This is a genomic window from Caldalkalibacillus uzonensis (assembly GCF_030814135.1).
Lineage (GTDB): Bacteria > Bacillota > Bacilli > Caldalkalibacillales > Caldalkalibacillaceae > Caldalkalibacillus > Caldalkalibacillus uzonensis.
In genome coordinates this window covers 168,575-185,247 of record NZ_JAUSUQ010000005.1, presented here as the reverse complement: position 1 = coordinate 185,247, position 16,673 = coordinate 168,575, and the positions used below count along the sequence as shown (strand labels likewise).

The following is a 16,673-nucleotide window of genomic DNA, read 5'->3' as shown; positions in this document are numbered from 1 at the left end:
AGCCCCCTATTTATACTCCAAAAGGATTAAGTGGTTTGGGTCCCACGTAAGAGAGAACACTTTTTGTTTCAGAATAGAGATCAAGCGTTTCCAAAGCGAGTTCACGACCGAAACCAGATTGTTTGTACCCACCAAACGGTAATCCGGGGAAAACAGAGAATGGACAGTTAACCATGATAATACCCGCGCGGATGCCACTGGCGACGCGGTGTGCCCGAGCATGATCTTTGGTCCATACCGCGCCAGCCAAGCCGTATTTGGTATCATTGGCTAGTTGAATCACTTCTTTTTCATCCTTAAACGGCATGATCACGACCACTGGTCCAAAGATTTCTTCCTGGGCCACTTTCATGTCATTGGTGACATGAGTAAGCACCGTTGGCATATACCAATGCCCGTTTTCAAAACCCTCAATGGTCGGTGAGTAACCGCCAAAGGCAATTTCAGCACCTTCTTGAACAGCCTCTTGAACATAGCTGTCGATCGTTTCTAATTGTCCTCGTGATATCACGGCACCTACGTGTGTGTCAGTAGAGAACGGATCCCCTACTTTCAGTTTTTTGGCTTTTTCTATAAAAAGGTTTAAGAATTGATCGTAAACCGATTCATGCACAAAGAGGCGGGAGCGGGCTTCGCAAGATTGACCAGTATTATAATAAATGCCAAATAAAGAGCCATTAACGGCCGCTTCAAGATCAGCGTCTTCAAAGACGATGTTGGCTGATTTCCCACCTAATTCCAGCGTGACACGTTTTAAAGTGTCCGAAGCTTTAGCCATGATGTCCTTCCCGGTTAAGGTCTCACCGGTAAAGGCCACTTTATCCACATCAGGATGTTCAACCAAATACGAACCAATCTCCCCGCCCGGTCCAGTGATCACGTTGAGAACCCCTTCCGGTACACCAGCTTCATGGCAAATTTCAGCCATCACTAACGCGGTAAGCGGTGTTAAGCTTGCCGGTTTAAGTACAATGGTACATCCTGCAGCTAAAGCAGGCGCCACTTTCCACGCTGCCATCATAAAAGGATAATTCCAGGGAATGATCTGGGCACAAACACCGACTGGTTCTTTTTGGGTATAGTTAAAGAAGCCTGGAGGAACCGGTTTCGTTTCTCCTGTGTGCGCAACAATCGCACCAGCAAAGAATTCAAAGTCCTCAATGGCCTGCATCACTTGACCTTGGGCAGTCCCGATGGTTTTACCGGTGTTTAAAACCTCTATTTGAACCAGCTCATCAAACCGCTTTCTCATGATGCCGGCAATCTTGTTTAACAAACGTGCTCTTTTACTGAAGGGCATGGAGGGCCAACGGCTGTGGTCGAAGGCTTTGCGGGCCGCAGCAACGGCGGCATCAACATCGGCCTTCGTTCCTTTGGCCACTTGGGTAAGGGGTTGGCCTGTTGCCGGATTGTAGACTGTAAACGTTTCACCTGATTCACTTGTAACAAACTGACCGTTAATGAACATGGGGTACATCTCTTTAACATGAACCGTTGTTTGCGTAGTCATCATTTGATTCCTCCCTGTTTATGTTCGGATCGACATCCGGTCATTAAATCGGCTTAATCGCTTCAAACGGGTTTTTACAATGGGTGCAATAGAGAATGCTTCGACAAGCGGTGGGCCCAAAAAGGTTATCCATAACCGTTTTTGGGGAGCCACAGTATGGACATTCAGCCACCCAAGGTTCTCCTATATTAAAGTGTTTTGGCGGCGGAGCGATGCCCATCTTTTTCAGATTCTCACGCCCCTCATCATTAATGCGATCGGATGTCCAGGGAATATCCAGCACAAATTTAATCTTGATCTCCCCTTCAAATTCTGGCTGAAGTTGCTTAAGTACCTCCTGTTTAATGATCTCCAAAGCTGGACATCCGACAAAAGTAGGAATGAGTTGAATCTCCATTTGTTTCTCTCTCACCGAGACATCCTTAACCATACCCATGTCCACAATACTGACGGTAGGCAGCTCAGGATCTTTGACTTGTTTTAACTTCTCCCAAACGGCTGAGGTATTCATATGGATCACCCATTTACCAGTTAGCTGCCGGGTCTTGACGATAAACTTCGGAAAGGATATCGAGTGCCTGAGCTAATTCATCCGTATGCTCACCTAACCGCCCATTTAGCTCCATCTGTTTGGGGAGTTCCCCTGGCCAGTTGATGTTATACGTGTCAAAAACTTTTCTTAATCGGTCTACAAACCGTTGCCGTAAAAAATCCTCACTTTCAGTCAAGCCATATTCAACCATTTTCTCTCCCATCTCCCCCAGGCTAAACAGATCCCCCAGATCGTGCCATACGTTAGTCAAGGCCTTTTTTAACCTGACCTGCCCCTCTTCCGTTTTGATCATTTGACCGAGCCAGCTTTCTCCATGCAGAACATGATAAGGCTTTTCTCTGGCTACTTTGGCTGCAGCCTGTGCTAATGGAAGATAGGAGGATTGCTGCAGGGATGTCATGCGAACGCTTTCAAACAAATCAAAGATAAATTGTCGCACAACAGCATAAGCCCAGTCATATTGCGGGTTGACAATATAGTCGCCAGGACCGTTTGACCGTTCAGTAAGGATGGCATTACGCATCTCATGCGGGGTGCGGAGATGGGCCAGGTCATCTGCCCTACCTTCACCAAGCTCTTCGAGCATACGGTAAAATAATGCGGCATGCCCCATGTGATCCTGCCAGATTGAGCTAAACGCAACATCTGATTCTAACTGGGGGGCAAGCCCCAGCCACTCTGAGCCTCTGAAGCTGAGAATAAAATTGTCATCGGCCAGCTGATAGAGAAGAGAAACAAGTGCTTCTCGAAAAGCAGGATGTTGTTTTACTTCTTCTGCGGTAGATATCTTGTTTACCATTGTGATGCCCCCTCTTCATGACAGTAAGTGCCTCTTCGTTAATTGCACTTGATCATACTTGCGCCATCTCTTTTTCAAGTAACCATATCCCTTGGTTTCACGATAGTCTTTGTTATCCATGCGGTTGAGACTCTCTCTTTCCTCAGAAGGGAGCTGACCAATATCTTCGCGATTAACCACCCAAATGTTATAGCAAGGAATGCGGCGAGCAAAGTTTTCTTTGGCCAAAAACAGGGCCACTTCTTGATTAGGAGCGAGCAGACTACCCTGATAAACAAAGGGGGTATTTGCATCGCGCTGAATAAACACTTCGTAGATAGGATAGTGTGTCTCTTTGGTTTGTTGGTTGCTCATGATCTCCCCTCCTTACCCTGTAGCCAATGTGCGAACGGCAAGAATGTCGCGTACCCATCCAGCATTTTCAAATACGGATTTACGCAATCTTAAACGTTCTTGGGACTTAGGACCATTGTTGTTGACGATGGCCCGGAACTCATCCCAGTCAGGCTGCTGATAGATCCATTTCTGCTGTTTTTCATCATAGTGAATCGTCTCATCCGGAACGGTTAAGCCTAACGCCCAAATGCGAGGCACATATTTATCTAAAAACTCTTGTCTCAGTCCTTCATTGGTTTTGGTACGAATCTTATATCTGAGATTTTTTTCTTGGTGTTTAGTCAGCTGATTCCCTTCAGGTGGACCGAAGAACATCAACAAGGCCGGCCACCAGCGGTTAACCGCTTCCTGGAGGGCTTGCCGCTGTGCTTCAGTTCCTTCAGCCAGCTCTAAAATAATACTTTCTCCATGCTGCATGTGGAAAACTTCTTCTGCACAGATCCGTTGCAACACACGGCCATAAGGCCCATAAGAGGTATCAAGCAACGATTTCTGAGTCACGATGGCAGCACCGTCAACCAACCAAGCAATCACACCTGCATCGGCCCAGGTTGGTGCGGTCATATGAAAGACATTATGAAATTTCAAGCGGCCGCTGAACAGATCTTGGTAAATATCATCGCGATCCTTGCCATAATAAGCCATGAGATCCTCAGCTACACGTAACAGTAATTGGCCGTGTCCCATCTCATCCTGCACTTTGGCCATAATTGCCATCTTACGATGCAGTGTTGGTGCTTTCGGTACCCATTCTTTTTCAGGCAGAGCACCCATAATCTCACTGATGCCATGCATAGCGATCAAGCGAATCAGTGCCTGACGATAATCATCGGGCATCCAATCATCGACCTCGATTTTCTCACCCCGATCCAAACGCTCCAGGAAAGCCTGGTATTTTTCCTGTTCGGTTAGCGATTCGAACCCAACCTGAGTTGTCATACCCTTCCCTCCCACATTATATATAAATAAAACAGTATAACGTTTTATTAACGTTATTATATAATATCATCATATCGTTTGCAATAATTTTTATAAAATTAATGCTGTTGGCGAAGCATTTAATATTAAATATATACCCAAGATAGCAAGACGACCTCGCAAGAAACCGCTCCATCTGGCGATAGAGCGGTTTGAACTACATCTGTTATGCCGAACAGGATTGGTGTTTGCGTCCATCGATGATCCGCACGGCTTTGCCTTCTGAGCGGGGAATCGTTTTCGGCTTCTGGACTTGCACATCAATGTTAACCAGGCACTCTTGTTTGATCAAGCTTTGCACCCTTGCCTTTATCTTCTTCACGAAATCATGCTGCAGATCTTGATTCACTTGCTGATATACGTGTTCATCCAGCTCCACAAGTAATTCAACAGCATCCAAATGACCTTGCTTTTTGATATAGACCTGATAATGCGGTGCTAATTCTTTCACTTGCAACAGACAGCGCTCCATTTCCGAAGGGAAAACATTAACGCCTCGAATGATGAGCATATCGTCAATGCGTCCTTTGACACGGGACATCCTTGTGGTTGTGCGTCCACAGATGCACCTTTCCCGGGTAATCGAGGCAATATCACCTGTCCGATAACGGATCACTGGGAAGGCTTCTTTTGTTAAACTGGTGAAGACAAGCTCACCTTCTTCTCCTTCCGGGACGGGTTCAAGTGTCTTCGGATCGATCACTTCCACCAAGAAATGATCCTCGGCCAGATGCAAACCATCTTGGGCCTCATGACACTCAATCCCTACACCAGGTCCAATCACTTCACTTAATCCGTAGATATCAACCGCTTTAATACCAAATTTCTCTTCTAAGGTGCGACGCATTTCTTCAGACCAAGGTTCTGCCCCGAAGATCCCATATTTGAGACTGGTTTGGCGCGGGTCTTTGCCCATCTCTTCCATGGTTTCCGCTATTCTTAAGACATAAGATGGGGTTCCACAGATCACTTTTGGCTGAAAGTCTTCAATCAACATGATTTGGCGCGCCGTATTTCCTCCTGAGATGGGCACGGTGGCCACACCCAGTTTCTCTCCACCGTAATGCAAGCCCAATCCTCCTGTAAACAAACCATATCCATAGGCATTGTGCATCACATCACCCGGTTGTCCACCGGCTGCGGCTATACATCTGGCCACAATTTCGGCCCAGTTTTCTATGTCATGGCGTGTATAACCCACAACAGTTGGTTTCCCGCTGGTTCCAGAGGAGGCGTGCAAACGCACTACGTCCTTCAGCTCAGCGGCAAACAACCCGAAAGGATAATGGTCACGCAGGTCTTTCTTAACGGTGAAAGGGAGTTTTTGAATGTCATCCAGTGATTTAATATCCTCCGGCTTCACGCCTTTCTCGTCAAACTTCTGTTTATAGAAGGGAACACGATGATAGACGAGCTCAACTGTCTTTGTGAGCCGCTCTAATTGTATTTTTTCCAGTTCCTTACGCTGGTTCGTTTCCATCTCAGGATTGAAAATCATGATGCTTCTCTCCTCCCTCATGTTAGCTGAAATTCTGCAACTTATTTTTAATGATCAAGTAACTTCCATTCCCCATTCTCCACAACAGCCATAACCAAGCTGTCAGCGGTTAAACCATTATGATCCTCAGGTGAGAAATTGAAGATACCGGTAGTACCAACCCAGTCATTAATGTTGTTTTCCAGATAGTCTCGAATGTCTTCCCGGGTGGTGGCCCCATTTTGAAGCGCTTCCACAATTAACATCAGGTTATCATGGCCATAAGAGCCGAAGTTGGTGGGCTCACTGCCGTACTTTTCTACGTATGCATCATAGAACGTGTTAAGAACGTTATACTGTTGATCATCTGCGGGAATCTCATCCGGGAATAACAGTCGGCCTGTAGGAATAATCACACCTTCGGCTGCATCTTCAGCCAGGCCAATAAAGCTTTGGTTGGCGATCCCGTGGCTGCCTATGAACGGGATATCCATGCCCAGCTCTTTCATGTTGCGGGCAATCACAGCTGGTCCAGGGTTGGTACCCCATACAACAACTGCTTCCGCACCAGAGCTGTTGATGCGTGTCAATTGACTTCTCATGTCAGGATCCTGAGTATTGTATTGTTGCTTGCTGACGATCTCGATATCGTATTCGTCCGCCCATTTTTCAAGTTGTTGAAGGCCACTCTCTCCAAACGCATTGGAGTCTGTCAATGTCCCAATTTTACTAATGCCCTCTTGATTTAAATACATATAAATACGCTGCACGGCATGAACATCAGATTGGGGAGTTTTAAACACCCAGTACGACTCTTCCACCGGCTCAACGATGCGTACACTCGCCCCTGCGGAAATCATGGGCACTTCATTTTGCATGGCGATCCCTTTCATGGCCAGACTCTCACCACTCCCCGAAGAACCTAAGACAGCCAACACCTTCTCATCATGGATGAGACGATTCATTTCCTGAGTCGCTTTTTCCTGCGATGACTCATCATCAGCCAAAATCACTTTAATCGGAACCCCATTGATGCCACCCGCTTCGTTGATCATCTCTTCCAATAGTTTAGTTGCGTTCCATTCCGGTTCCCCAAGAGGACTGTTGGGTCCTGTCTTGGAGTAGATCGCTCCGATTTTATAAACGTCTTGTTCATCCCCTCCAGTATCTCCCCCACAGCCCGACACAACCAAAACAAGCGTTAGAAGCATTAACTTTAACAATCCCTTTTTCATCATTGAAAACCCTCCTTACGTGTTTCACTTTGCATGACGCCTTGACCTTTTTTAACCCACAGATTGACCTAAATATGCTTCCCGTACCTGATGGTCATGAAGCAATTCTTGAGCAAGCCCCTCTTTAACGATCGCTCCATGCGCAATAACATATGCCCGATGAGCGATTTTCAATGAGGACACCACATTTTGTTCAATCAGCAAAACAGTGGTTCCCAATGTTTGGTTGAGCTCCCTGATCAGTTCAAGCACTTCCTTGGCCACGATTGGGGCTAACCCTAGCGTTGGCTCATCCAAAAGCAAGACCTCAGGTTTAGCCATCACTCCCCTCGCGATTGCTAACATTTGTTGCTGTCCGCCGGATAGCGTCCCGGCAAGCTGATATTTTCTCTCTTCCAAAATAGGAAATAATGAAAATACCCGTTTGAGATCTTCTTCAATCTGCCTTTTTCCCGTTGTTCGATAATGATGGTAAGCTCCCAAGTACAAGTTATCGATAACTGTTAGCGTGCCAAAAACTTGTCTGTGTTCGGGTACATGGATAACCTTGCGCTTAACAATACTTGCCGGATCTTTTCCTGTTATCTCCTCTTCCTTGAAGAAAATCTGGCCATCGCTTGGCTGAAGCAAGCCAGAGATCGATTGAAGCAAGGTGGTTTTTCCTGCTCCATTGGCACCTAACAGGGCAACAATTTCTCCTTTTTTAACATTTAGATCAAGCCCCTTGAGCGCTCTGATCGGCCCGTAACTGACATGAAGATTGTGCACAGTTAACAACACATCACCCATGGTTTTCCCCCCTGTTCAAGCCGCTTAGACGGCTTCCTCGTCAATCTCTGCTCCTAGATAGGCGCGAACGACACGTTCGTTGGTCTGCACTTCCCGAGGGATGCCTTCCGCTATTTTCTCCCCTTGGTCCAACACGATAATCCGATCACAAATACTCATCACCAGATCCATATCGTGCTCAACCACAAAGACAGAGATCCCCATGTCCCGGATTTTGCTGATCAACTGCGCCATTTCTTTTGTTTCCTTATGGTTCAAACCAGCAGCAATTTCGTCTAACAAAAGCAGCTCAGGTTCAGTGGCCAGCGCACGAGCCAGCTCGAGCAAGCGTAACTGACCAAGAGCCAGATGACCCGCACGCACTTCACACACGTCCTCCAGCCCGACGAAAGCCAAATACTCCATTGCTTTTTCATGAAGACGTTGTTCTTCTTTTTTCGCTGAAGGTAGACGTAAAGCAGCTGAAAGCATTCCTGCCTTTCCCTGTGTGTGTTGTCCCACCATGACGTTTTCAATGACAGTCATGTTTTTAAACACTTGCAAATTTTGGAATGTTCTAGAAATGCCTAATTTAGCGATTTCTGGCGGTGTTAAGTGGCTAATTTTCCGTCCTTTAAAGAAAATTTGACCACTGGAAGGCGGGAATATGGCTGAAATCATGTTGAACAAGGTGCTTTTTCCTGCTCCGTTCGGCCCGATCAAACCCATGATTTGCCCTTCCGCAAACGTGAAGGAAATATCTCTATTAGCCACCACACCACCGAATTTTTTCGTGACTCGCTGTACCTCTAATAACGTCAAAGCGAACGCTCCTCTCTTCATGACTTAGGATTGCACTTTGTCGGCCCTGGAACTGACTTTTGTCGTCCAACCTTTCGTCTTCAACCAATCTACCAAAGTCGGGAATAATCCACGCGGCATAAAAATAATCACAAGCATCAGAATCAAGCCATAAAGGACGTGTTCAAAGTCACTTGATATAAAGGAGAAACGCAAGCCCAAGTTGTGAACCAGCACACTGATTGATGTAATCAGGAGGGCACCAATCACTGCCCCCCAAACACTAGTGCTTCCTCCCAGCACGACCATAACCAAAAACAAGATCGAGGCATCCAACCCGAATGAGGAGGGTGAAATGCTGTAGCTCATATGAGCAAACAACCAGCCTGCCAGTCCGGCAAACATGGCACTCAGAATAAAGATCTGCATTTTATACTTCCCTGTGTCTACCCCCATCGCGCCAGAGGCGATTTCGCTATCATGAATGGACCGGAGCGCTCGCCCTATCCGTGAATGAACAATGTTGAGCGAAACGGCAAGGACCAGAAGACCGATGGTCCAAACAAAATAATAGTAGGTCGTTCCCTGGGTCAGACGCAGGCCAAATAGCTCAATGTTGGGGATGCCATAAAATCCCGAAGCCCCGTATGTCACAGAACGCCACTCCACCAGTAACACATTAACGATGATTCCAAAGGCTAAGGTGGCCATGGCCAAATAATACCCACTTAGGCGAGACATGGTGTGGCCCATAACCCAAGCCAACAGAGCAGGGATCAGCAAGGCGAATAACAAACTTAACCAAGGACTAACTCCCATGGTGGCTGTTAACACTGCTGTGGTATAGGCCCCCACTCCATAAAATGCAGCTTGTCCCAGTGAGATCTGACCGGCATAGCCCATTAAGAGGCCAAGGCCGATCGCCACAATGGTATAGATGCCAGCAAAGGTGGCCTGGGTAATGTAAAACGATTTGCTGATGAGCAAGGGGAAGATTAGAACAAGAGCGGTAAAAATGAAAAAACCTCGCCAGTTGGTCTGCTGTACACCTTTCACTTATAGTCCTCCTTTTCCAACACTTCGTTCACCCAGGATTCCGCTCGGACGAATCAGTAGAATAAGCAATACAAACGTAAACGCGATGGCATCTTTTAAGCCAGAGCTGATATAACCAGCCCCGAATGCTTCGACCAGCCCAATTACAATCCCTCCCAGAACAGCGCCTGGTGCACTCCCCAATCCGCCAAGTATCGCGGCAGAGAATCCTTTCACTCCAAGCATGATACCCACATCGTATGAGGGGAACATAATCGGTGCAATGGCCAGTCCTGCCAGGGCACCCAATCCCGCACTCAATGTAAATGATAAGGATGACATCTTCTTAGGATTGATTCCCATGAGCCGAGCAGCCTTTGGATTAACCGAACAAGCTTGAAACGCCTTTCCTAATATGGTTCGTTCGATCAAGATATACAAACTGATTACTATGAAGAACATAATCAGCATAATCCAAATGCTTTGGGGACTGATCGAAGCACCGGCGAACTGAAAGGATTGATTACTGGTAAAAGGATCGATTCTCACTGAACCTTTCCCCCAGATCATACTGGCCACACCACGAATAAAAATGGCAGCTCCGATGGTTAAGATAATTAAGCTTACCGGATCTGCTCCCCCAGCCCGGCGGATGACCGTGGATTCCATTAACATTCCAAAAAGACTGACAACGATGAGGGTCAAAAGAAAGCTAAGCCAATAGGGTATGCCCGCAGCGGTAAACGTAAACATCAGCATGCCACCCAACATGACAAATTCTCCCTGAGCCAGGTTAATCACCTTGGTCACACTATAAATGGTGACAAACCCCAAGGCCACAATGGCATAAATACTTCCTATCGTCATACCGGTCACAATAAATTGCAAAAAATCACCCATCACATCACCCTCCACCTTGCAAAATAAAACATTTTTAAATATAACGTTAAAAATTCGTTAAATATGTTGTTAGTAAAATGATAACGCTTCCAGCCCAACCTGTCAATAAAATTACGAAAATTGATCTTGCCAATAATTTTCTCAAGAATATAAGGACATATAATTTTAATAATGAAGCTTAACTTCTTGTCTTTAGAAAAAAGAAAAAAGTGCGTTACAAATCTGAACGCACTCTTTTTTACCATATTTAGCTTTTCGTAACGCATAACGTAAAAAAAGTGTTACTACTTTAATCATACACTGCTCTTGCACTTCACGTTTCAGACTGTTTGAATCATTACCGATGAGACAGCAGATGCCACTTTTTTCCCGTTTTGCTCCAGATCAGCCACAAGATAAGCCACTTGTTTGCCTAAGCGTTCCACTCGTGCTTCAATATGTACCTCACCAGGCAATGTTGGTCGGTGATAGGTGGTATGAAGATCGATAGAGGCAAAACTTTGCTCATCGGCTAGAACAGATGAAATAGCATAGGCCATCATAATGTCAGCGGCAGCCGAAAGAAATCCTCCCATCACCACCCCAAGACCATTGACGAAGGAAGAATCAACCTGCCATACCCCTTTTGCTACTCCATCATGAGCAGCTGAGACCCTCACTCCCAATGTTGTATCGCATGGCGGGGGATCTAGCTTTTGCTTGGCCACCTGTTGCAGAGCTGACATGGTATATTTTCGGTTCATCATGATATCTCCTCTTCTTATGGAAGTTTAAGTCATTAGTGGGTGTTTAAGAATATTAAACGATCGATCCTTATTTAACTCCTGTCCCTCTTGAAACACGCTTTCAAAGAAACGACTGGCCGGTTTTGCTAATATTTGGTAATAATCACGAAACAGAGCCGCCGCATGCTCCCCTAACCAGTTATCAGGCAACAACTCATGAGGAAGTCCGGGATCAATGAATAAAAATTTTCGATACTCATGAACGAGGCGTGTACGTTCCACAAAGCACTCCCCGTCAGAAATCGTTTGCTTTTCAATTTTGTTCCTATCGATGACAAAACGCTTACTATAATGATCGATGAATTCCTGATATCGCTGATTAATGTCGTCCAAGTCCCAACAACGTTCTACCAAATTTCTATTTTCATGGGGTCCCTGGTATTGTGCTTGAAAAAAATCAACATATTCCCTGATCTCATATCGGTCTATCATCTCTTCCACTTGCTCTTCCAGTGGATTAGGAGAGATCCAGCAACTATGCGTCAGAGAACCAAACCCGCTCCAGATCAATTCTTGTCTTAGCTCGTCACGTACATGACGCATGGTTTCCGGTATGGTATAGATTAGTATGCGCCATTTACCATCCCACTCCTCAGCTTTCAGTTTATAAATCCGTTTAGCTGCGTCTTCCATACGTTTTTTTCCTCGTTCAGTCAAATAATAGTAACTTTTATTTCCTTCTTTTCTCGCTTTTACCCATCCTTGCTTTTGCATACGGGACATGGCTGCACGTACTGACTGTGCATTATGGCCAAATTCCTCCAATAGGCGAATGAGGCTGCCAATCCAAATTTCACCACCATAATATTGAATATAATCTCCGTACAGCGTAAAAATCATAGACCGTGTATTGATTGTATTAGACATCATCCCCATCCCCTTTTTAAACCTTCTATTTGTACAAATGTGACGTCTTTTTCTCGAACTCAAACAAACGCGTATAATTAATTAACATGCAGTTATATGTTACTGGTGTATGATAAATATGTCAATTCATAAGGCAAAGCTGACATGCTCTGATATGTTCTCCTATATTTTAATACATTTTTGTTTTTACTACAATATAAAATATTACGATAATATTCGTAATAAAAATCCGTGCAGAAAAAGTATCTACACGGTTAAGAAGCAAGTGGATTCATTTTAAAAGCCCAAATGTTTGAAGCTATTATTGAGCTAAATCTGTTTGCAGCTTAGGTTCCTTGCGTACCATATATGTCATGCAAATAGGTTAATCCTTTCTCCGTCAGAGCGACGTTATCTTTCTGCCGCACATACCCGAGTCTGACCAGTTCACGTACCGTACTGCGCACTTTAAACAGCGGCTGCTGAATCTGCTTGGATAATTCGGCTTCAGTCAAGGGCTGATCGGCAAGAGTTCCCAAATAGGACTTAATTTCGGCAGGAGACAAAAAACTATCAGGCTGTATGCAAGGCATCACCATGCCTCCTTACAGCTCTTTTTTGGACAAATACCAGTCGGTCACTTCAAGATTAGGATCTTTGGCTCTCTCTTCAGCCGCTTGCTGTGTTTGCGGCGGTGGCACAACCACTTTGTCACCTTTTTTCCAGTTAGCAGGAGTAGACACCTGGTGTTTGTCTGTTGTTTGCAAAGCTTCCACCAGTCTGACAATTTCTTCTATGTTGCGGCCGGTGGTCAACGGATAATAGATCAGTGCGCGAATTTTTTGTTTGTCATCAATGACAAATACCGCTCTGTTTGTTTCTGTTGTGCTTTCATTGGGATGGATCATGCCGTATTTGGTCGCCACCTCTCGGCTCAAATCGGCAATGACCGGGAATTCAATCTTTACGCCTGTTTTTTCCTCAATATTTCTCATCCAGGCAATGTGAGCCGGCAAGCTGTCGACACTTAAACCGAGCAACTCAGTGTTTAGTTCTTTTAGCCGGGGATAAATCTCTTGGAAGGCAATAAATTCTGTCGTGCACACCGGTGTAAAATCTGCCGGATGGGAGAACAAGACCAGCCAAGAGCCTTTGTAATCCTCCAATTTAACAGGACCATGGGTCGTTGGCGCTTCAAACTGAGGTGCAGGATCGCCGATACGAGGCAAACTTGGTGCTGTTTGAGCCGTTTCAAGCGTTTGATTGGACATGCATATTCCTCCTTTTCCTATTAAACAACTATGTTTTATGTTCTATATCTTATTTTAGTCAAAAGAGGTCAGAAAAACAAGTTTTTTTTAATTTTTATTCCGTTTAGGCAATTTATCCAGGCTGGTCAGAGGATGGAGTGGGCCAGGAATCTGTTCATCAGGAAAAAATAAATACAAATTAACAAACTAAACTAGAACGGTCTCTCTAAGTGATGGCATCTCTCCTTTCTGTGCATAGAATGTAGTATCTAGGCCTAACTGACAATCTCGCCAAAAACCGGGGGAATTGGCTCCCGGTCTTTTAATCCATTTCATGTTTTTCCATGAAATGTAAGAAGAGAAAAGAACTCACGCGTCATACCCTTAAACATACAATAAAACAAACATGCCAAAAAAGGTGATTCGGGTGATTCCAGTGACACACATTAACAATATATTTGGGATCAGAATCAACAACATTTCCAGTAACGGATCAGTCAACTTTGGTAATGTCATCCACAAGGGGCATTCGGCCAACTCCAAATCAGTCGGCGGGCAGACGGTTATCGGGGATGCTGTGAATGGGCCGGCCACCAACTTTGATAAAAATCTGGTCAAAGATCCTGACCTGATCGATCAGCCTCAAAAACAATTGTAAACCCATGAACAGAGAACCCTTAACGAAAGGACTGTCGCTGATGCACATCAGGATTACGAATATCAGAGTGAACGCGATTACGAATATTGGTTCGCTTAACATTGGTAAAACGATTATTTGCCATAACCGAGCCACTGCCACCACCTATTTTCCACAGCTTGAGGAGAGAGAGGAAGAAGCAGTGTCCGCGGATGAGGAGGTGGCTCTGGGAGAAATCCCTGACCCCGGACAGGTGGCAGTCCCGCGTCCGGCTGTAGATGATGAAGATCTATCCCCTGGGGCAGCATCCGAATCAGATGGGTTGCCTTAGTCCTCTGTCCTATTTCATCCAGCACAAGGAGGGATAAAGAGTTGTTCACCCATTTTAACCGCATCTGCTTTATAAGCGTTCTCAATGTATCCTTTAACGGAACCGTCAACTTTGGCGATGCTATCCACAAAGGATATGCCGGTAACGATCAATCGGTTGGCGGACAGGAAATTTTTGGTGACGCTTTTAACAGACCTGTCACAAAGTTTGATTTAAATGTAGTCAAGGATCCTGATCTTGTTGATCAGCCTCAAGTCCAATTATAGCTAAAATCCCACACCTGGTGGGATTTTTTTACGACATGTGTAAATTATCAAAAATAATAGCCGTATATTAAATGTCTTCAATGTTAACAGCTTTTCCCTCTCCTCTTAACTTAGGGAACAGCTGTACTTTCAATATTCCCCGTTGATACTGGGCATTCACTCTTTTAGTATTGACCAGAGCAGGCAGTGAGATGGTTTTTTCAAAACTGCCCGAAAAGATCTGGTTTTGAACCGTTTCCATGTGCTCATAACCCAAATCAATTTTTCCTTTAATAAAGAGTTCCTGTTCCCGGACATTTAATTTGATTTGAGAGAGATCCCGGACGTAAGGAAGGTTAATTAATACAATGATCTCGGAGGCACTTCGATAGATATTATATTTTGGTTCCGTATTGTGCATATCAAAATCAGCGGCAAAATCGGCAAAAAAATCCCTGCCCAGCAGTCTTTGGGCATAAGTCTTCCATTGATTGAGATCCATGTCATTCGGAATCATGGCGATGAACCCTCCTCACACGGTCTTCATATCTTATCATATGAGCCCGTATTCAATTGGTGAGCAAAGATGGAAGGTGAAAGAATGAAAGTGGAGTATTGCATTCGCTGTGGGCGTCAACCGGATGAGAAAGACCAGTATTGTACTCATTGCGGGGCTCCTCTGCAAAACAAATGTACCAATGACGGCGGACCTATGGGAGATCCCTGCAAAAAGATGAACCATCCCCAGGCTGCTTTTTGCGCCCAGTGTGGCTCCCCTACTGTATTTAAAAAAGCAGGACTGATTATGTCCCCCTATGAGCAAGGCACCAAGGTAGAGATTGACGACTTAGATGAGCTGAAACATTTTTCTCACCGCTTCTTCAAAGACGCCTGATGATCTCATGGTGAAACACCACTGTACAGAGCCACAAAAAAAGACCTCCCGTAAAAGAGGTCTTTTCAAGCATTAAAACGCTGAGCTAACAAGGGGCTAGGCGTTAATCCTTAACAGTATGTTTATCATAGGGCCCTTTAAAACGGCCCTCCCCAAAACGGTGCTGTGCCTACAATCGTTAAACCCATAATTGCGATTAAGGGGACAATAATCCGGCCACCAAAAAACCATATTTCGGTTCCCCGTTGCAGCATATGATCCGCTAGGGCGTGCTGAACCGTAACCTTTTCATTCTCCTGATTAACCGGTCTCCCAACAGGAATGAGGTGAACATGGGATGGCGTCACCCAACAAATACGCCCCGTCAATACCCGACCGTCTCGAGTCCGTATCCTTGCCGTTTTTCCGATGCAGGAGCAACACAACCGATACAGATGTTGCGGCACAATTTATCCTCCTCACAAAACCTTATTTAATTTCTCGACCAATTTTTTCACTTGCGTCATATATCTTATGACACAAATTCACCATGGGATTGTACACATGCATATAATGAAGAAATTGGTTGAGTGCCTTGCCTTTTACCTTATGCAACACAAAGGAGGAAGCCTCATGTATCCATATTGGTCCCATGTTTCACATGCCCACATTTATACACCCAGCTGGCCAGCAGGGGATGATCTTACTCACCCCCTGGAGTGGGGCATGGTGTATCACCCATCCATAAACCCTGTGTCACCCCATCCGCTTTTTCCCCATCCCGTTATTCCTGTGCATCCTGTACCGTTTCCTGCTTACCCCTATACCATGTTTCGCTCTGAATAACCTTACCAGGCCCCTTCCGTTCAAGGGGCTTTTTACTTACCACCAGAATGGGAAAAGGAAAAAGGGAAGAAAGGCTAGAGAAGAAATAGCCAAAAACGGGAGCCACCATCCCCACAAGATTTCGGTACCTTCCGGCTGGCGGTTGTCTGTTTTTGCAGTTTGAGCTTCATAGCGTACCCCTTCAGCCGTTTTTCCCGACACCCTTCTGCTCATAGGCGTTAACAGAACGTGTGTCGGTGTCACACGGGAAATAATTCCGCGGAACTCCCTGCCGTCTCTGGTTCGAATTATTGCCCCCCGGCCAATGTTCCTTCTGCACAGATGGTAATAATAGGACATGCACCGATCCCTCCTCTCGATAAACTTCCTTTTTGTGTTAATCATAAAAAACAAATTTAGCCCAGTTA

23 protein-coding genes are annotated in these 16,673 nt (G+C 45.3%); 5 read left to right on the top strand and 18 right to left on the bottom strand.

Annotated elements, in window-relative coordinates:
* Positions 1 to 10: 10 nt before the first annotated feature.
* The 15 genes from J2S00_RS08610 to J2S00_RS08540 all read right to left on the bottom strand — a co-directional run bounded on the left by J2S00_RS08610 (position 11) and on the right by J2S00_RS08540 (position 13,354).
* The gene (locus tag J2S00_RS08610) at positions 11 to 1,510 is read right to left on the bottom strand and encodes an aldehyde dehydrogenase family protein (protein WP_307338185.1); all 1,500 of its coding nucleotides are present in this window, start codon (positions 1,508 to 1,510) and stop codon (positions 11 to 13) included.
* 43 nt (positions 1,511 to 1,553) lie between these two features.
* Positions 1,554 to 2,021, bottom strand: coding sequence for a 1,2-phenylacetyl-CoA epoxidase subunit PaaD (gene paaD / locus J2S00_RS08605; RefSeq protein WP_307338182.1), 468 nt, complete (start codon positions 2,019 to 2,021; stop codon positions 1,554 to 1,556).
* A 13-nt stretch (positions 2,022 to 2,034) separates the two neighbouring features.
* Positions 2,035 to 2,862 carry a 1,2-phenylacetyl-CoA epoxidase subunit PaaC gene (gene paaC / locus J2S00_RS08600; protein ID WP_307338178.1) on the bottom strand — a complete coding sequence of 276 codons (828 nt, stop codon included), beginning with the start codon at positions 2,860 to 2,862 and terminating at the stop codon, positions 2,035 to 2,037.
* 15 nt (positions 2,863 to 2,877) lie between these two features.
* Positions 2,878 to 3,216, bottom strand: a complete 339-nt coding sequence (gene paaB, locus J2S00_RS08595; RefSeq protein WP_307338175.1) for a 1,2-phenylacetyl-CoA epoxidase subunit PaaB — start codon at positions 3,214 to 3,216, stop codon at positions 2,878 to 2,880.
* 12 nt (positions 3,217 to 3,228) lie between these two features.
* Positions 3,229 to 4,197, bottom strand: a complete 969-nt coding sequence (gene paaA, locus J2S00_RS08590; protein ID WP_307338172.1) for a 1,2-phenylacetyl-CoA epoxidase subunit PaaA — start codon at positions 4,195 to 4,197, stop codon at positions 3,229 to 3,231.
* A gap of 205 nt (positions 4,198 to 4,402) precedes the next feature.
* A complete protein-coding gene (paaK, locus tag J2S00_RS08585; protein ID WP_307338169.1) occupies positions 4,403 to 5,734 on the bottom strand; it encodes a phenylacetate--CoA ligase PaaK in 1,332 nt (443 codons plus the stop codon).
* 47 nt (positions 5,735 to 5,781) lie between these two features.
* Positions 5,782 to 6,951 (bottom strand): ABC transporter substrate-binding protein, encoded by a 1,170-nt coding sequence (locus J2S00_RS08580; protein ID WP_307338166.1) that lies wholly within the window; start codon positions 6,949 to 6,951, stop codon positions 5,782 to 5,784.
* A gap of 48 nt (positions 6,952 to 6,999) precedes the next feature.
* Positions 7,000 to 7,737 carry an ABC transporter ATP-binding protein gene (locus J2S00_RS08575; RefSeq protein WP_307338163.1) on the bottom strand — a complete coding sequence of 246 codons (738 nt, stop codon included), beginning with the start codon at positions 7,735 to 7,737 and terminating at the stop codon, positions 7,000 to 7,002.
* 24 nt (positions 7,738 to 7,761) lie between these two features.
* The gene (locus tag J2S00_RS08570) at positions 7,762 to 8,538 is read right to left on the bottom strand and encodes an ABC transporter ATP-binding protein (protein WP_307338161.1); all 777 of its coding nucleotides are present in this window, start codon (positions 8,536 to 8,538) and stop codon (positions 7,762 to 7,764) included.
* A 24-nt stretch (positions 8,539 to 8,562) separates the two neighbouring features.
* The gene (locus J2S00_RS08565; RefSeq protein ID WP_307338159.1) at positions 8,563 to 9,573 is read right to left on the bottom strand and encodes a branched-chain amino acid ABC transporter permease; all 1,011 of its coding nucleotides are present in this window, start codon (positions 9,571 to 9,573) and stop codon (positions 8,563 to 8,565) included.
* Positions 9,574 to 10,452, bottom strand: coding sequence for a branched-chain amino acid ABC transporter permease (locus tag J2S00_RS08560; RefSeq protein WP_307338156.1), 879 nt, complete (start codon positions 10,450 to 10,452; stop codon positions 9,574 to 9,576).
* Positions 10,453 to 10,772: 320 nt separating this feature from the next.
* Positions 10,773 to 11,195 carry a PaaI family thioesterase gene (locus J2S00_RS08555; protein ID WP_307338153.1) on the bottom strand — a complete coding sequence of 141 codons (423 nt, stop codon included), beginning with the start codon at positions 11,193 to 11,195 and terminating at the stop codon, positions 10,773 to 10,775.
* Between the two features lie 27 nt (positions 11,196 to 11,222).
* Complete coding sequence (gene paaX, locus J2S00_RS08550) at positions 11,223 to 12,092, bottom strand: phenylacetic acid degradation operon negative regulatory protein PaaX (protein WP_307338378.1); 870 nt, start codon at positions 12,090 to 12,092, stop codon at positions 11,223 to 11,225.
* Between the two features lie 338 nt (positions 12,093 to 12,430).
* Positions 12,431 to 12,676, bottom strand: a complete 246-nt coding sequence (locus J2S00_RS08545) for a helix-turn-helix domain-containing protein (RefSeq protein WP_307338151.1) — start codon at positions 12,674 to 12,676, stop codon at positions 12,431 to 12,433.
* Between the two features lie 12 nt (positions 12,677 to 12,688).
* On the bottom strand, positions 12,689 to 13,354 hold the full coding sequence (locus J2S00_RS08540) for a peroxiredoxin (protein WP_307338147.1): 666 nt from the start codon (positions 13,352 to 13,354) through the stop codon (positions 12,689 to 12,691).
* A gap of 385 nt (positions 13,355 to 13,739) precedes the next feature.
* Here J2S00_RS08540 and J2S00_RS08535 point away from each other — a divergent pair, with 385 nt between their 5' ends.
* From J2S00_RS08535 to J2S00_RS08525, 3 genes are all read left to right on the top strand, one after another.
* Positions 13,740 to 13,991 carry a spore germination protein gene (locus tag J2S00_RS08535; protein ID WP_307338144.1) on the top strand — a complete coding sequence of 84 codons (252 nt, stop codon included), beginning with the start codon at positions 13,740 to 13,742 and terminating at the stop codon, positions 13,989 to 13,991.
* A gap of 67 nt (positions 13,992 to 14,058) precedes the next feature.
* Complete coding sequence (locus J2S00_RS08530; RefSeq protein WP_307338142.1) at positions 14,059 to 14,301, top strand: hypothetical protein; 243 nt, start codon at positions 14,059 to 14,061, stop codon at positions 14,299 to 14,301.
* A 41-nt stretch (positions 14,302 to 14,342) separates the two neighbouring features.
* Positions 14,343 to 14,567 (top strand): spore germination protein, encoded by a 225-nt coding sequence (locus J2S00_RS08525; RefSeq protein ID WP_307338139.1) that lies wholly within the window; start codon positions 14,343 to 14,345, stop codon positions 14,565 to 14,567.
* A 67-nt stretch (positions 14,568 to 14,634) separates the two neighbouring features.
* Here the strand turns inward: J2S00_RS08525 and J2S00_RS08520 are convergent, their stop codons facing one another.
* A complete protein-coding gene (locus J2S00_RS08520; protein ID WP_307338137.1) occupies positions 14,635 to 15,063 on the bottom strand; it encodes an Hsp20/alpha crystallin family protein in 429 nt (142 codons plus the stop codon).
* 69 nt (positions 15,064 to 15,132) lie between these two features.
* Between J2S00_RS08520 and J2S00_RS08515 the strand changes: the two genes are divergently transcribed.
* Positions 15,133 to 15,441: a double zinc ribbon domain-containing protein gene (locus tag J2S00_RS08515; protein WP_307338134.1), complete on the top strand. Its 309-nt coding sequence runs from the start codon at positions 15,133 to 15,135 to the stop codon at positions 15,439 to 15,441.
* Positions 15,442 to 15,578: 137 nt separating this feature from the next.
* Here the strand turns inward: J2S00_RS08515 and J2S00_RS08510 are convergent, their stop codons facing one another.
* On the bottom strand, positions 15,579 to 15,887 hold the full coding sequence (locus J2S00_RS08510; RefSeq protein ID WP_307338132.1) for a hypothetical protein: 309 nt from the start codon (positions 15,885 to 15,887) through the stop codon (positions 15,579 to 15,581).
* A 166-nt stretch (positions 15,888 to 16,053) separates the two neighbouring features.
* Here J2S00_RS08510 and J2S00_RS08505 point away from each other — a divergent pair, with 166 nt between their 5' ends.
* Positions 16,054 to 16,266, top strand: coding sequence for a hypothetical protein (locus J2S00_RS08505; protein WP_307338129.1), 213 nt, complete (start codon positions 16,054 to 16,056; stop codon positions 16,264 to 16,266).
* 36 nt (positions 16,267 to 16,302) lie between these two features.
* Here J2S00_RS08505 and J2S00_RS08500 read toward each other — a convergent pair whose 3' ends face one another.
* The gene (locus tag J2S00_RS08500) at positions 16,303 to 16,605 is read right to left on the bottom strand and encodes a hypothetical protein (RefSeq protein ID WP_307338127.1); all 303 of its coding nucleotides are present in this window, start codon (positions 16,603 to 16,605) and stop codon (positions 16,303 to 16,305) included.
* Positions 16,606 to 16,673: the final 68 nt, after the last annotated feature.

Excerpts from the sequence above, each read along its gene's own strand:
- paaC (WP_307338178.1), bottom strand. The coding sequence starts at position 2,862 with ATGGTAAACAAGATATCTACCGCAGAAGAAGTAAAACAACATCCTGCT.
- paaA (WP_307338172.1), bottom strand. The coding sequence starts at position 4,197 with ATGACAACTCAGGTTGGGTTCGAATCGCTAACCGAACAGGAAAAATAC.
- J2S00_RS08515 (WP_307338134.1), top strand. The coding sequence starts at position 15,133 with ATGGAAGGTGAAAGAATGAAAGTGGAGTATTGCATTCGCTGTGGGCGT.
- paaB (WP_307338175.1), bottom strand. The coding sequence starts at position 3,216 with ATGAGCAACCAACAAACCAAAGAGACACACTATCCTATCTACGAAGTG.
- J2S00_RS08535 (WP_307338144.1), top strand. The coding sequence starts at position 13,740 with ATGCCAAAAAAGGTGATTCGGGTGATTCCAGTGACACACATTAACAAT.
- J2S00_RS08560 (WP_307338156.1), bottom strand. The coding sequence starts at position 10,452 with ATGGGTGATTTTTTGCAATTTATTGTGACCGGTATGACGATAGGAAGT.
- paaK (WP_307338169.1), bottom strand. The coding sequence starts at position 5,734 with ATGATTTTCAATCCTGAGATGGAAACGAACCAGCGTAAGGAACTGGAA.
- J2S00_RS08520 (WP_307338137.1), bottom strand. The coding sequence starts at position 15,063 with ATGATTCCGAATGACATGGATCTCAATCAATGGAAGACTTATGCCCAA.
- J2S00_RS08555 (WP_307338153.1), bottom strand. The coding sequence starts at position 11,195 with ATGAACCGAAAATATACCATGTCAGCTCTGCAACAGGTGGCCAAGCAA.
- J2S00_RS08500 (WP_307338127.1), bottom strand. The coding sequence starts at position 16,605 with ATGTCCTATTATTACCATCTGTGCAGAAGGAACATTGGCCGGGGGGCA.
- J2S00_RS08580 (WP_307338166.1), bottom strand. The coding sequence starts at position 6,951 with ATGATGAAAAAGGGATTGTTAAAGTTAATGCTTCTAACGCTTGTTTTG.
- J2S00_RS08610 (WP_307338185.1), bottom strand. The coding sequence starts at position 1,510 with ATGACTACGCAAACAACGGTTCATGTTAAAGAGATGTACCCCATGTTC.
- J2S00_RS08540 (WP_307338147.1), bottom strand. The coding sequence starts at position 13,354 with ATGTCCAATCAAACGCTTGAAACGGCTCAAACAGCACCAAGTTTGCCT.
- paaD (WP_307338182.1), bottom strand. The coding sequence starts at position 2,021 with ATGAATACCTCAGCCGTTTGGGAGAAGTTAAAACAAGTCAAAGATCCT.
- J2S00_RS08575 (WP_307338163.1), bottom strand. The coding sequence starts at position 7,737 with ATGGGTGATGTGTTGTTAACTGTGCACAATCTTCATGTCAGTTACGGG.
- J2S00_RS08545 (WP_307338151.1), bottom strand. The coding sequence starts at position 12,676 with ATGCCTTGCATACAGCCTGATAGTTTTTTGTCTCCTGCCGAAATTAAG.
- J2S00_RS08505 (WP_307338129.1), top strand. The coding sequence starts at position 16,054 with ATGTATCCATATTGGTCCCATGTTTCACATGCCCACATTTATACACCC.